Genomic DNA, 12,734 nt, shown 5'->3' on the forward strand with positions numbered 1-12,734 from the left:
CGCGCGGCTCGCCACCCCACAAGGCGAAACATTGGCAAAAAACCCGCTTAACCGCGCGACCCGTAAAGATGTGGCCAGGGAGGCCGGCACTTCCGTAGCGGTGGTGAGTTACGTTATCAATAATGGTCCTAGGCCGGTTGCGGAAGCAACGCGGCTTCGCATCCTTGAGGCGATCAAAAAAACGGGGTATCGCCCTAATAGCGTTGCCAGAGCGCTCGCCTCTGGAACCAGTAAAACCTACGGTCTGGTCGTACCCAATATTTCCAATACCTTTATCGCTTCTTTTGCCCATGCTTTGCAGCAGGAGGCGTTGAGCAACGGTATGGTTATGCTGCTGGGCGATGCAGGCGACTGCCGCAAGCGCGAGCTGGAGCTGATTAATACGCTCTTGAGCCAGCAGGTTGACGGACTGTTTTATAACAGCGTCGACCGTCATCCCTATATCGATATTATTCGGGCCACCGGCACGCCGCTGGTCATGCTGGACCGCGTCGATCCGGCGCTGAAGGTGAATATTTTGCGCGTGGATGAGCATGCAGCGGCGCATCAGGTCACCTCGCATCTGCTGAGTCATGGCTACAAAGCGGTGGGAATTATTTGCGGCCCGCTTGAGCGGCTCAACACTCAGGATCGCCTGGCCGGATGGCGTCAGGCGCTGGCAGATTTTGGCGTCACCGAACGCCCGGAATGGATCTTCCCCACCAGCTATTCGCGTGAGGGCGGCTATGAAGCAGCACAAAGAATGCTGAAAAATGGCTCTTTGCCCCGCGCCCTGTTTGCCACTAACGAAACGCAGGCGATCGGCTGCATTCGCGCGCTGGCAGAGCACAATATCTCAGTACCAGAGCAGGTTGCTCTGGTCTGTTTTAATGGAACGGAACAGTCAGCGTTTCATGTCCCGTCATTGACCACCGTGCGTCAGCCGGTTGAGGAAATGGCAAAAAGGGCCATTGCAATGTTGTCCGCCCCGGAAGGCGAGGCACAGCTGAGTGAGTTTGCTCATCAGCTGGAAATTGGTGAATCCTGCGGCTGCGTCTTTAGCGATCGCGGGCAACGCCGTAAAATATGATAAAAAAATGAAACGACTGATTATTGATTGTGATCCAGGAAACGGCATTACCGGTGCCAATGTAGATGACGGCCTGGCTCTTGCGCTCGCGCTTGGGTCGGCCAATGTTTCACTTGAATTGATCACCACTGTGGCAGGCAATACACCCTGCGAACAGGGTTTCAATGTGGCAAAGGATTTGGTGGAGCGATTAGGCCTCGCCGTGCCTGTGGTAAAAGGAGCCGATCGCGCCCTTGTGGAGCCGCCGGAGCCGTGGCGGGAAGCGCTGGATAATCGTGTTCACAACAGCAACCTCGCGCATCTCTGGCAAGGTGTCCGCCAGCCAGGGCTGTTTTCGCCTCCGCAAGAGGAAGCGGCAGAGGCTATCGCAAAGTTGATTTGCGCAAATCCGGGACAGATAACTCTGGTAGCGATTGGCCCGCTAACCAATGTGGCACTGGCGATGGAGCGCTATCCCGAGATGATTGATGCTGTGCAGGAGATCGCCATCATGGGCGGGGTTTTTGCCCTGGATGACTACATCAAGGATACCAACTTTGGGCTGGACCCGGAGGCGGCGCAGAAAGTATTAACCAGCGGGGCCAGCATTACGCTGGTGCCGATGGATGTCACCACCCAGACGCTGATGACCCATAATGACCTCAACCGGATTGCTAAGCTGAACACTGCGCTTTCGAACTTTGTCACCGAAACGGTGCGACCCTGGATAGATTATTCCATTCAGACGCGCAAACTTCCCGGCTGTAGGATCCATGATGCGCTGGTTATCGCCTGGCTGTTAAATCAGCAGGTTGCCACGGCAGCAGATTACTATGTAGAGGTTGAACTGCGTCCCGGTCAGACGCGCGGAAAGTCATGGCGTTATCGTCAACCGCTGTGGGTAGACGTCGGGATTGGCGCGCCGGGCGGCGAGCTGATCCACGTGCTGCAAACGGTGGATAACCGGTTGCTGATCGCCATGCTTGAGAAAGCGCTGGCGTGAAGATTTCAGCGTCAACTCCGGTTCAGGAGTTGATGCTGAGACAGAGTCACTACTATTAATCAGACTGACAATATCATTCAGGCCGCTGCTCTTATACGGTCAGCTCTGAGTCAGGCTATTTTCTCCGTCCCGGCAATGACTGTCTGGGCAGAGGTTGCTGCCCGGACAAAGGCCGCCGGGCAATTCTCTAAGCCGCAACCCTGTTTGCCCGCTGCCAGCGGAGCAGATCAATCACCATCATTATCAGCAAAGTGATCCCCATTAAGGGCAGGCTCAGAGCCAGTGCCACTACTCCCACCAGCAGGAGAAACCGGGCGCTGACTGACAGCTTTCGCCAGTGATACAGCAGCGTTTCTGCCGGGTGCGGTCCCTGGCCTGCGGCCGGTCGGCGCAGCCACCAGAGGCGGTACCCCATGACGATCATCACACAAAGCCCCAGCGCAAATACCGCCAGAATCAGCTGATTCGGCAGGCCAAACAGCACGCCCATATGGGCATCCACTCCCCAGCGCGTAAGCTTGGCCAGCAGGCCAAACTGCGCGAACTCCACTTTATCAAGTAGGGCATAATTGCGCGGATCGACCGCCACGCTGTCGACCTGCGTAGGCCAGCGACGATCGATTTCACTGACGGTCCAGGCCTTGTCGGCGCGGGTTGAGGGGCGCACTTCAATTTTCCCTGCCGAAATCCCGGCATCACGCGCCGTTTTTACCACCGCATCAAACTGCTCAGGCAAAATAGCGACTTTGGCGACGGACTCTTCAGCCATCGACATGGCCTGCATCTTGTGTTCCGCATGCTCATCTGCTGGCTGTTGCGGAATGTTGCGGCTCGCAGGCACAGAGTGGCCCGCATGTTCTCCTGTTTCATCACCGCTCATCGGCACAGCATGACCAGCGTGCTCTCCGGTCTCACTATGAGCTGATAAGGCCGATGGCGTGTGGTGTTCTTCAGAAGAGGGACTCAACAGGGTGTTAACTGAAGGGGTCAGCCAGCCAAAATGGCTGCGCATTGAGGAGATATTCTCGCCAGCCCAGCGTGACCAGGTGAGGCCGGTTGCCGAGAAAAACAGTAATCCCAGTAGCAGAGCGACTCCCAGGGTGCTGTGCCAGTAACGATGCCGCAGCAGGCTCTGGCCGCGTGAGCGGTGGCCCTTTTTGATTTTCTCCGGTGCCCGGCTGGTGGCCCATAACAGCAAACCTCCCAGTGAAGCTACCCATAACCAGCTGGCGGCCAGTTCACTGTAGTTCCTGCCAAACTCGCCCAGCAACAGACTCTGATGCAGATAATCCAGCGTGGTACGTAACGGCAGCACGCCGCTGGTGCCATAGACATTGAGCATCCCGCGGATTTCCAGCGTGTGCGGATCGACAAATACCGCCGTGGTCGCAGAGCCTTTTGTCGGCACAGTGAACATGACGCGAGTCGTTTCACCCGCTGTAGGGGCAGGGCGAAGGGCGGTGATGGTCGCATCCGGGCCAATATATTCCTCCGCCACGCGAACCTGTTCGGCCAGCGTTTTTTCCGGGCCCTGACTGCTGGTATAGAGCTGATGGGAATACAATGCCGCTTCAAGCTGCGGCGTCATAACGTACAGGGCGCCGGTCAGCGCAGCGACAAATATGAACGGGCCGATAAACAAGCCAATATAAAAGTGCAGGCGGCGCAGCAACGGCAGAAGTGCGCTCCGGGATTGTTCGGCGCGTGCAGAGTGCGCCAGGATTTTATCTGACATAATTATTCCATCCGCCGGTGATCAGGCATGAGCAGGTGTCTGCCGTAATGACGGCAGCAGTGTGGTTAAAGCGACACGGGCTCAGTAAACGGGTGGGGCGCGGGGATGGAAAAAACGGGGTATAAACCGCGCCACCACGGGGCGGAACAGCGGCAGGTCGGGCTGTTTGGCGGCCTGAAGGGCCGACCAGAGAGCCGGTAAGTTGGTCAGGTCGAGCGGTAAATGCGCCAGCAGAACACAGTAGCCACAGGCGCTGTCATCCATCATCGACATGGGGTGATGCTGCATTATCCGCGCATGCTCAAGCGGCGACATTGCTGCCATAGCGGCCGGACTTATCTCCTGATGGGAAAGGGCACTATCCGATGATATGCCCCTCTCACCGCTGGCAGCCATGACACCTTCAGCAGGCAGGTTTATCGCATGATGGTGAGTCATGGCCCGGGGGGCTGTCATGCTCATTTCATCGTCGTCGGCCATCGCCATGCCCGACATCATCATGGAATGACGTCCAGCCTCAGTGACCAGGGATTTGGAAATCACCGGGGCAACAAATAACAGCAAAATGGCGCACACTGCCAGCCAGGCCGCGAAGCGGTTGGGTGAGCGGTGCATCTGAATCAGCGACAAACCATAAACATCCTGATTAGCTCTCAACGCCGTGGAGTGTAGCAAAAAAATATTTTTTCCCCGAGGGAATAAAGCCGTTACTGGTTCGTTTTATCTGCTCATTGGCTAAACTTGTGAGCACTCAATATGACCCAATCCACGACAACCCTTCCACGTATCCTGCGCCTGGCGCTGGTAGGAGGGATCCCCCTTTTGCTGGCGCTGCTGTTTTTATGGGCGGGCGGATGGCTTGCGCCCCAGCGTCTTTCCGCCGATAAACTGGTGAACACTCTGCAACACGGGCCGGGAGAAAAACCGGGTTTCAGGCGCAATCATGCTAAAGGTCTGTGCGTGACTGGAGAATTTGAGGCTAACGGCAACCTCAGCTCGCTTTCTCGTGCCGCTCTGTTCGCCGCCGCTACCACTACGCCGGTGACCGGGCGCTTTGCCATTGCTGGCGGTAATGCCGGCGCGCCGGATTACGCTGTTCCCATTCGCAGTATGGCGCTGGCTTTCACTACCGCCTCCGGCCAGCAGTGGCGCACCGGGATGAATGCAATGCCCTTTTTCCCGGTTGCCACGCCGCAGGGTTTTTACGATCAGCTTGTTGCCTCAAAGCCGGACCCCGCAACGGGCAAGCCCGATCCGCAAAAGATGCAGACATTTGCCGCCGCGCATCCTGAAGCGAAAGCATTTGGCGCCTGGGTGAAACAATATGTCCCTTCCGCAAGCTGGGCGGTGGATCGTTACAACAGCCTCAACGCCTTCCGTCTGATCGACAAAAGCGGTCAAAGTCATCTGGTGCGCTGGAGCATGGTGCCGCAGCAAGCCTGGCAATCGCTCTCCCCTCAGGACAAACAGAACAAAGATTTTCTTCAGCAGGATCTGGAAAAACGCCTGGCACAGGGGCCACTGAAGTGGGATCTGGTGTTCACAGTGGCCGCTCAGGGTGATGCCAGCAACGATGCCAGTAAAGTCTGGCCAGCTGACCGCCAGACGCTTACGGCCGGTACTCTGGTCCTGAACCGCACCGTGCCGCAGGAAGGCGGTCCCTGCAATAACATTAATTACGATCCGCTGATCCTGCCGGATGGCATTGCAGCCTCTGACGATCCATTGCTGAACGCGCGATCTGCCGCTTATGCCAAATCATACAATCGCCGTACGCAGGAAGAAGCCCACGGCACATCGGGAGCAACCTTATGAAACAGGTCACCTATTTTCATCCGGCACTCCGCATGCTGCACTGGCTGATGGCGCTGGCTATTCTGGCAATGCTGTTTATTGGCGTGGGGATGGTCTCTACCGTTTCCTCCCTGCATGGCCTGCTGGTGGCTATTCATAAGCCTCTGGGTGTGGCGATCCTGCTGCTGGTAGTGGTGCGGCTGGTGGTACGCTTCACTACGGCGAAACCGCCTTTACCTGACAGCATCCCCGGCCTGCAAAAAGCTGTGGCGCATCTCTCTCACTGGGTACTTTATGCGCTGATCCTGGCGCAACCGCTGATTGGCTGGGCAATGCTGTCGGCGGCAGGATATCCTGTTACTCTGGGGAGTAGGTTTGTACTGCCGCCGATCGCACCGATCAGTAACGATCTTTACGCACTGCTGCGTCCGCTACACACTTGGGTTGCATTGATCCTGTTTATTACGGTGATGATGCATCTGGCCGCTGCGTTGCTCCATGGGTTGATCCTGCGGGACGGCGTGTTCAGCAGTATGACGGGTTCGAAACGCCGGGGATAAGTCGCTATGCCGCCGCTTACAGACCAACAGATCCGGGATGTCCTGCCCCATCTGCAGCGCTTTGCGCTGTGGCTGACCCGCAATCCTCACAGCGCCGAAGATCTGGTGCAGGGCTGCCTGACCAGAGCGCTCAGCCGCTGGTCAGGCTACCGGGGAGAGGAGAGTCTGCGGGCCTGGCTGTTTGCCATTCTTTACCGGCAGTTTATTGACGGTGAGCGGCGGCGCAAACGTTATCAGCGGCTGCTGGGCTTTTTCACGGGTGAGGAACTCTCTGGTGACTCTGCGGAAACGCTGGCGATAGCCGATGAGACCCTGCAACAGTTTGCCCGGCTTTCTGCGGACGCCAGGGCGCTGCTGCTGCTGATAAGCGTGGAGGGGATGAGTTATCAGGAAGCGGCAACCGCCCTGGCTATTCCGGTGGGAACAGTGATGTCACGCCTGTCACGGGCACGTAAACAACTGCATCAGCATCTTGACGGGCAAACGTCTGCCGTCGCATTCAGGAGGATAAAATGAGGGGCCAGCAACCTGATGAAGAGCAACTGCACGCCTGGCTGGATGGCCAGCTTGATGCAGAAACCGCACGATGTGTGGAACGCTGGCTGGCGGAGCATCCTGCAGAAGCGGCGAAAGTGGAAGGCTGGCGGCAGGATGCCAGGCAGCTACGCCTTGCACTTCATCAGCAGCCAGTACCTATGGAAACGCCGCAGCCTTCGCAGCTTCGTCAACGTGTTCGTCAGCAACGGCAGTGGAAAGCTGCCGCAGCGTTTGCGTTGGTCATGACGCTTGGCGTGGGCGGCTGGTCTGGCTGGCAGTTGAAGAATGTGCAGATGGCGCAAACCCGTTTACCGATGGAAGATGCAATGCAGGCCTACAAGCTTTTCGGCAGCGCTACGGCGGCTAATCTGGATGTGGTCTCGGCAGGGGAAGGTGAACTGGCCTCCTGGGTGCAGCGCTATTTTATCAACGGCACGCTGCCGCCCAATCTTGAACAGTTTGGCTACCGGTTGCTGGGTGCAAGACTGATGGCGACCGATAACGGTCCGGCGGCGCTGGTGATGTATCAAAGCCCGGAAGGTACCCGTGTCGCCTGGTATATCCGCCCGATCGAACCCGTTAAGCTGCCTCATGGCGAACGCCGGGCCAGCGACCTGATGGCGCAATACTGGAGTGACAACCACTACAACTATGCGCTGGTTACGCCTTCGGAGGACACGCAGCTTGATGGCATGCGGGAAGCTATCCGGCAGTCAACCAGCTAATGATGCATCTGATATAAGAGGGTAAGGCTGTTTACATTCTGAAGCCTGCCCGGCCAGTCAGGCAGGGATTTCGCAGACGTCAACCCAGGTGGCGTCGGTCAGCTTAGCCAGCGTTTCCGGATCGATGCGTACCGCGCTGTTGATGGAGCCTGCGGCAGGCAACACTTCTTTATAATGCCTTAACGACACATCGCAAAATACCTGCAACGGCGTTTCCAGACCGAAGGGACAAACTCCACCCACCGGATGACCTGTCCAGTTCACCACTTCATCCGTGCTCAGCATGCGTGCTTTGGCACCCAAGGTCGCCTTCAGCTTGCGATTATCCAGTCGGGCATCGCCGCGAGTCACAATCAGGATCACCCGATCTTTCACTTTTAACGACAGCGTTTTGGCAATCTGGCCGGGTTCCACATGGTGGGCGCGGGCTGCCAGCGCAACCGTAGCGGTGCTCTCGCTCAGTTCAATAATGCCAATTTCAGGGGCGCGCTCGGCAAAGAACTGCCGTACAGACTCCAGGCTCATGCTTTTCTCCCACATAACGAAGCGCATAAAGTTGCCACAGAGCAGACTAACTGTAAACGGGAAGGGTGAAATCAGACGGGTTTTAGCGTGCAGTTACCGCAGCGCTGGACATCAGGCAGGCGATAGCGCTGGCAGCAGGTGCGCCGCTGCATTTCACCCTCACGCGGCAGCATAGTACGGTAGAAGGGATTTTCTGATCCGTCGAGCAGGGTTTTAGAGAAGAAGAAGGCGTGTTCCAGTTCGACCCGCAGCGGCTCGCCCAGCAGGGGAGCTATCTCGCCCAGGAACCACCAGACGGAGAAGCCGGTGTTACTCCAGATGAGTTTGCCGTTGATCTCGCCATGCTGCTCAATGCCGCGTACTACCGGGATCAGATGCTGCTGGATCAGGCGATCCATCCGGCGGCGAGGAGAGAGATAACGCGCCTCTTCATCTTCGCGGACGTCAAACCAGAAGGTCGCCGGTCTGCCGGTTTCATGAAATTCAACGTGGCAGTGCTCAGGTGAGCAATCCAGCGCGCGCTCCTCAAGCAGCAGCGCCATCATCATCGGCGGCAGCACAAGGCCGAAGTACCACTGTGCCCAGAGCGACTGCAACGGCTTATGCTCGCGCGGCAGATCGTTCTGCTCACGATAGATAAAATCACCGTATTGTGCATTCAGCCGGGCAAAACTCTCAGCAGCAGACCAGCGATCCAGCGTCATCGTGCTGGCGGGCGCTTCCTCTCCCAGCTTCACGTTTTCCAGAAACCATGCACGGTTTTCACTGAACAGTGCCCGCAGGGAATGCGCCAGCGGACGGCTGCTCTGTAAAAAGATCAGCGGATGTGAACCATACTCAACTGCCTGACGGATGAGAGTAGCCATGAGGTTTCCAGAGTGAATCGAAGTGCAAACGATAATCGTTCTTGATTCTATCTGAGGCGAATTGCACAAACAAGCCTCATTTTGTGTCAGGAGCGATCGGGTGGGGGTGGTTAAGCGACAGGCAAAATGCAGAGAAAAGGTTATTTTTATTTCTTCTATAACAATGCTGGCAAAAATGAGGGGAGGGAAATAAAAGGGATCTCAGCATTAATTCCATGTTTAAGGAATAATGAAGAGTAATATTTTTACGGGCATCATTAAATGGGATACATTTTCAATAACAAGTATCCAACAGAGCGTTATTTTTGATTCAGGTTAATAATGTATTTTTCTGCGTCCGGGCTTCATTAACCCAAACTGCGCCTTTCTTTATGGCATTTGCATTAAAATTAATGATCAGATTAATAAAAGTATTGGCCCGTCCCTGGGCCATAACAAGAAACTACATGGCATCCGCTGGCTGAGCCAGGCTGCCCTTGGCAATATCTTCATAGGAAAGAATAGTATTACGCCCACGATTCTTAGCCAGATATAACGCGCGATCGGCATTAGCCAGCGCACTGTCAAAATCTTCTTCATACAAGGGTGCAAATCCGGCGCTGACCGTGACATGAGTCGCCACCCGATCGTTGAAGCGGTGGGGGATCTCAAGGTTAAGGACATACTGCCGGATACGCTCTGAAAGCCTGCGGGCAATCGACTCATTGACGTTAGTTAACAGCACCAGAAATTCTTCTCCGCCATAGCGCGCCACGATGTCCCTGGAACGCACGGCATCGCGAATGGCGACAGAGACGCGAGCCAGCGCCTGATCGCCCATCGCATGGCCATAGTTGTCGTTATAGGCTTTAAAATGGTCGATATCCAGCAGCAGGACAAAGTGGCTTCCTGCATGATTTTCAAGAATATTTTCCAGCCGGTTTTTTAAACCCCGGCGGTTATAAAGGCCGGTCAGCGGGTCCAGCATACTGAGATCGCTGTAGGTCTCTTTCTCTTCATAAAGCTGGCGCATCAGACGGCGGGTAAACCTGTCGCGGCGACGCTGCATCAGATGGTGCAGCGTAAAGCCTATCAGCGGCAGGGCGATGGTGAACAGAATAAGTATCGTGTTTTGGCCACGATCCAGCAGCAGTACCGCCACCGAGGGCGGTGCCGTATGCAGGCAGAAAGCAAGCAGGTGATCGCCTAACGCAATCGCGCTGATAAAAAAGACGCTTACCAGACTGATCACCAAAAAGCTGCCGTCGAAATAAAACACCGATTCATACTTAAGGTATATTTGCCATGTCCAGAGTAAACCGGTAATGATCGCCACGATATTTAATATCGGAAATTTGCCTGAAGGCTTTAAAAGCATCCACGCCACAATTAAGGCGCAGAATAGCGCAATAATTGCCGTGGGCGGTGAATACTGGAAAGTAGCCATTTTTCCATTGATACCGCATAAACAAAATAAGGACGTTGCTGAGTTTAAAAAAAGAAAGAGCATCAGCGACAGCCGATGCTTGCTGTTAAGCAATTCATCATAACTTTGTAATTTCATTATTTTCTACTCGTGACTGCATTGAAACAAGCCGCACCGCTAACCTGTAGGGTGGACTATTTCGTGCCTGGAATAGTTTCTGTCTGTTATTATTAGTATTTTCTTAATAGTAATCAGTTTCAATCTATCACTTAACATCAGGAGTGTCATCTGCGAGCGCAAAGTTTCAGCAGCGTGACAACAAAAGTGCTGCATACTGATAAATATTCTTATATGCTATTGGGAATCATTATCATTTGAAAAGGTGTGGGTACGGCGATGTTGATAGCAATGATCACCGCATGCGGACTTTGGGGAATAAGCTGGATGTCAGGTAAACGGCTTGATAGCGGCTGGGGAGTGTTGCTGCCCTGTGCAGTGATGCCTCTTATCCCTCTGATGAATCTCTCGTTCTCCAGTTGGAGAGTGGTCATGGTGATTGCTCTTTTAGCCACGTTAGTGATGCTTTTTCACCAACGTCTGCGTCACTATCTGCTGTTACCTTCCTGTCTGGCGCTGGCCGGAGGCGTGGCAGCCATTACCCTGAACTATGGATCGCTATAAATAGGGAGAAAGGGCACTGAAATACGAGAATGAGCAGGGATAGAGAAAGGGACTGGCAAAGCTTAAGAAAAAGAAGCTGTTACGGAAGGTATAAGAGGCAGTAAAGAGGGAAAAACAAGGAGAGTCAACTTGGTGCGAAGAGAGGGACTTGAACCCTCACGTCCGTTAAGACACTAACACCTGAAGCTAGCGCGTCTACCAATTCCGCCACCTTCGCATCCTGTTGAACTTTGTTTATTCATATCACCGCATTGGTGCGAAGGGAGGGACTTGAACCCTCACGTCCGTAAGAACACTAACACCTGAAGCTAGCGCGTCTACCAATTCCGCCACCATCGCTCTAATGCTGCGTAATATGAACAACGTGATTGTTGGTGCGAAGAGAGGGACTTGAACCCTCACGTCCGTTAGGACACTAACACCTGAAGCTAGCGCGTCTACCAATTCCGCCACCTTCGCATACCTTCAATACAGATAAACTGTATTGCAACCACGGAGGCGCATTCTAGAGATTTTCCGGGGGACGTCAACAGTTATTTAGCGCTGTTGCCAGAATCGCTGTAAAAAGTCACATTCTGCGGCTTGAGGTGGGGAATCAGGAACTTGCTGAGTAAAACAGCGGCGATTTTTTCGCCGCTCTCTCTTTAGCGCTTCGCTTTCGCTGCGCGTTGCAGGACAGCACGATACACTTTGAAGCGGCCGTTCTGCACCAGCACTTCATGGCTGCCAAAGGTTTCATCCAGCACCTGCGGATAGGGCAGGAAGGCGTTGGCTACAATGCGCAGTTCGCCGCCCATGTTCAGGTGCTTCGCCGCGCCACGGATCAACGTCTGTGCTGCGTCCAGGCTGGTCTGCATCCCATCGTGGAACGGCGGGTTAGAGATAATCATATCGTAACGGCCATTCACCTCAGAGTAGACGTCACTGGCAAACACTTCGCCTTCCAGGCCGTTAGCCGCCAGCGTAGCTTTACTCGCCTCCACAGCGGCGGCATTAACGTCGGTCATATAGAGACGGACCTTGGGTGAGAAGCTGGCCAGCATGGCAGAGAGCACGCCAGCGCCACAGCCGATATCCAGCACTTTGCCTTTCATATGCGGGCGCAGCGTGGAAAGCAGCAGGTTGCTGCCAGCGTCAAGACCGTCACGGCTGAATACGCCGGGCAACGTTTTAATGGTCAGATGCGCCAGCGGATACTCATCCCAGTAAGCTTCAGCATCAAACGTTGGCTGTTTGTCGAGAGTGCCGTGATAGAGACCACAGCGGCGGGCGCTGTCAATTTTGTTCAGGGTTGCCCAGGATTCAAGCATCTGTTCTGCGCTGCGCACGCCGCTGCGGTTTTCCCCCACCACAAAGATATCGCTTCCCACCGGCAGCAGGGAAAGCAGGTTTTCCAGCTGAAAAAGCGCCTCGGGTTTGTTCTTCGGCCAGAAGTAGACCAGCGTATCGCACCCGGCCACGGTTTCCGCTGTCGCCACCAGCCCATACTGAGCCTGCTCATTCATCGTGCGGCTCAGGATCTGCCAGTGATGATATTGCTGGGTATGTACCCGACTCAATGCGGTGTCCAGTTGGGCGGGCAGGTCATCCTGCAGATCGCCAGCAAACAGTACGCGGCGTTGAGTAAATTCATCACTGTGGCGCAGTATCACTTCACTGGCCGGGCTAAATGCAGACATCGGTGGCTCCTTACGAATCAGAGCGGCGATTATACCCAAATTAGCCGGAGTTGCAGCAAAGCCTGCGGAGAACCTGCATTCCTTTTTATTCAGAGTTGCTCTCACAGGGCATGGCAACGTTGGCGCAGAGGCGATGGGTTTGCTAGCATAGCGTCGCAATCGGGCGACCAGACAGG

Annotated in this window: 13 protein-coding genes and 3 tRNA genes; 7 read left to right on the forward strand and 9 right to left on the reverse strand. The window is 55.0% G+C overall.

Features of this window, described 5'->3' with window-relative positions; translation table 11 throughout:
* Nucleotides 1–31 precede the first annotated feature (31 nt).
* Nucleotides 32–1,069, forward strand: coding sequence for a LacI family DNA-binding transcriptional regulator (locus SD961_RS01740; protein WP_318788684.1), 1,038 nt, complete (start codon nucleotides 32–34; stop codon nucleotides 1,067–1,069).
* Between the two features lie 7 nt (nucleotides 1,070–1,076).
* Entirely contained in the window at nucleotides 1,077–2,051 is a 975-nt protein-coding gene (locus SD961_RS01745) for a nucleoside hydrolase (protein WP_318788685.1), read from the forward strand.
* Nucleotides 2,052–2,238: 187 nt separating this feature from the next.
* On the opposite strand, the gene SD961_RS01750 is transcribed toward SD961_RS01745, so the two are convergent.
* Both SD961_RS01750 and SD961_RS01755 read right to left on the reverse strand, forming a co-directional pair.
* The gene (locus SD961_RS01750) at nucleotides 2,239–3,786 is read right to left on the reverse strand and encodes a PepSY domain-containing protein (RefSeq protein ID WP_318788686.1); all 1,548 of its coding nucleotides are present in this window, start codon (nucleotides 3,784–3,786) and stop codon (nucleotides 2,239–2,241) included.
* A gap of 81 nt (nucleotides 3,787–3,867) precedes the next feature.
* Nucleotides 3,868–4,416: a DUF2946 domain-containing protein gene (locus SD961_RS01755; RefSeq protein ID WP_318788687.1), complete on the reverse strand. Its 549-nt coding sequence runs from the start codon at nucleotides 4,414–4,416 to the stop codon at nucleotides 3,868–3,870.
* 126 nt (nucleotides 4,417–4,542) lie between these two features.
* On the opposite strand from SD961_RS01755, the gene SD961_RS01760 reads away from it, so the two are divergent.
* From SD961_RS01760 to SD961_RS01775, 4 genes are read left to right on the forward strand one after another with little or no spacing between them, the layout of a single operon-like run.
* A complete protein-coding gene (locus tag SD961_RS01760) occupies nucleotides 4,543–5,601 on the forward strand; it encodes a catalase family peroxidase (RefSeq protein WP_318788688.1) in 1,059 nt (352 codons plus the stop codon).
* Nucleotides 5,598–6,140, forward strand: coding sequence for a cytochrome b (locus SD961_RS01765; RefSeq protein ID WP_318788689.1), 543 nt, complete (start codon nucleotides 5,598–5,600; stop codon nucleotides 6,138–6,140). The genes SD961_RS01760 and SD961_RS01765 overlap by 4 nt, the downstream gene beginning before the upstream one ends.
* Nucleotides 6,141–6,146: 6 nt before the next feature.
* Nucleotides 6,147–6,656 (forward strand): RNA polymerase sigma factor, encoded by a 510-nt coding sequence (locus SD961_RS01770; RefSeq protein ID WP_318788690.1) that lies wholly within the window; start codon nucleotides 6,147–6,149, stop codon nucleotides 6,654–6,656.
* On the forward strand, nucleotides 6,653–7,402 hold the full coding sequence (locus tag SD961_RS01775; RefSeq protein ID WP_318788691.1) for an anti-sigma factor: 750 nt from the start codon (nucleotides 6,653–6,655) through the stop codon (nucleotides 7,400–7,402). Before SD961_RS01770 ends, SD961_RS01775 begins: the two co-directional genes overlap by 4 nt.
* Before the next feature lie 57 nt (nucleotides 7,403–7,459).
* Here the strand turns inward: SD961_RS01775 and SD961_RS01780 are convergent, their stop codons facing one another.
* The 3 genes from SD961_RS01780 to SD961_RS01790 form a co-directional block, all read right to left on the reverse strand.
* Nucleotides 7,460–7,927 carry a YbaK/EbsC family protein gene (locus SD961_RS01780; protein ID WP_318788692.1) on the reverse strand — a complete coding sequence of 156 codons (468 nt, stop codon included), beginning with the start codon at nucleotides 7,925–7,927 and terminating at the stop codon, nucleotides 7,460–7,462.
* Nucleotides 7,928–7,998: 71 nt separating this feature from the next.
* Nucleotides 7,999–8,793, reverse strand: coding sequence for a siderophore-iron reductase FhuF (gene fhuF, locus SD961_RS01785; RefSeq protein ID WP_318788693.1), 795 nt, complete (start codon nucleotides 8,791–8,793; stop codon nucleotides 7,999–8,001).
* 442 nt (nucleotides 8,794–9,235) lie between these two features.
* Entirely contained in the window at nucleotides 9,236–10,336 is a 1,101-nt protein-coding gene (locus SD961_RS01790) for a GGDEF domain-containing protein (RefSeq protein WP_318788694.1), read from the reverse strand.
* A 258-nt stretch (nucleotides 10,337–10,594) separates the two neighbouring features.
* Between SD961_RS01790 and SD961_RS01795 the strand changes: the two genes are divergently transcribed.
* On the forward strand, nucleotides 10,595–10,879 hold the full coding sequence (locus tag SD961_RS01795; RefSeq protein WP_318788695.1) for a DUF1435 domain-containing protein: 285 nt from the start codon (nucleotides 10,595–10,597) through the stop codon (nucleotides 10,877–10,879).
* A gap of 130 nt (nucleotides 10,880–11,009) precedes the next feature.
* Here the strand turns inward: SD961_RS01795 and SD961_RS01800 are convergent.
* From SD961_RS01800 to rsmC, 4 genes are all read right to left on the reverse strand, one after another.
* Nucleotides 11,010–11,096 (reverse strand) — tRNA-Leu (locus SD961_RS01800).
* Between the two features lie 35 nt (nucleotides 11,097–11,131).
* Nucleotides 11,132–11,218: transfer RNA gene (locus tag SD961_RS01805), tRNA-Leu, on the reverse strand.
* A gap of 33 nt (nucleotides 11,219–11,251) precedes the next feature.
* Nucleotides 11,252–11,338: transfer RNA gene (locus tag SD961_RS01810), tRNA-Leu, on the reverse strand.
* A 185-nt stretch (nucleotides 11,339–11,523) separates the two neighbouring features.
* A complete protein-coding gene (rsmC, locus tag SD961_RS01815) occupies nucleotides 11,524–12,558 on the reverse strand; it encodes a 16S rRNA (guanine(1207)-N(2))-methyltransferase RsmC (protein WP_318788696.1) in 1,035 nt (344 codons plus the stop codon).
* Between the last annotated feature and the right edge of the window lie 176 nt (nucleotides 12,559–12,734).

It is taken from the genome of Erwinia sp. MMLR14_017, assembly GCF_033657285.1.
GTDB lineage: Bacteria > Pseudomonadota > Gammaproteobacteria > Enterobacterales > Enterobacteriaceae > Erwinia.

Bases quoted from the DNA above. Each gene is read 5' to 3' on its own strand.
- SD961_RS01750 (WP_318788686.1), bottom strand. From the start codon at position 3,786: ATGTCAGATAAAATCCTGGCGCACTCTGCACGCGCCGAACAATCCCGG.
- SD961_RS01795 (WP_318788695.1), top strand. From the start codon at position 10,595: ATGTTGATAGCAATGATCACCGCATGCGGACTTTGGGGAATAAGCTGG.
- SD961_RS01780 (WP_318788692.1), bottom strand. From the start codon at position 7,927: ATGAGCCTGGAGTCTGTACGGCAGTTCTTTGCCGAGCGCGCCCCTGAA.
- SD961_RS01770 (WP_318788690.1), top strand. From the start codon at position 6,147: ATGCCGCCGCTTACAGACCAACAGATCCGGGATGTCCTGCCCCATCTG.
- SD961_RS01790 (WP_318788694.1), bottom strand. From the start codon at position 10,336: ATGAAATTACAAAGTTATGATGAATTGCTTAACAGCAAGCATCGGCTG.
- SD961_RS01745 (WP_318788685.1), top strand. From the start codon at position 1,077: ATGAAACGACTGATTATTGATTGTGATCCAGGAAACGGCATTACCGGT.
- SD961_RS01765 (WP_318788689.1), top strand. From the start codon at position 5,598: ATGAAACAGGTCACCTATTTTCATCCGGCACTCCGCATGCTGCACTGG.
- fhuF (WP_318788693.1), bottom strand. From the start codon at position 8,793: ATGGCTACTCTCATCCGTCAGGCAGTTGAGTATGGTTCACATCCGCTG.
- SD961_RS01775 (WP_318788691.1), top strand. From the start codon at position 6,653: ATGAGGGGCCAGCAACCTGATGAAGAGCAACTGCACGCCTGGCTGGAT.
- SD961_RS01760 (WP_318788688.1), top strand. From the start codon at position 4,543: ATGACCCAATCCACGACAACCCTTCCACGTATCCTGCGCCTGGCGCTG.
- rsmC (WP_318788696.1), bottom strand. From the start codon at position 12,558: ATGTCTGCATTTAGCCCGGCCAGTGAAGTGATACTGCGCCACAGTGAT.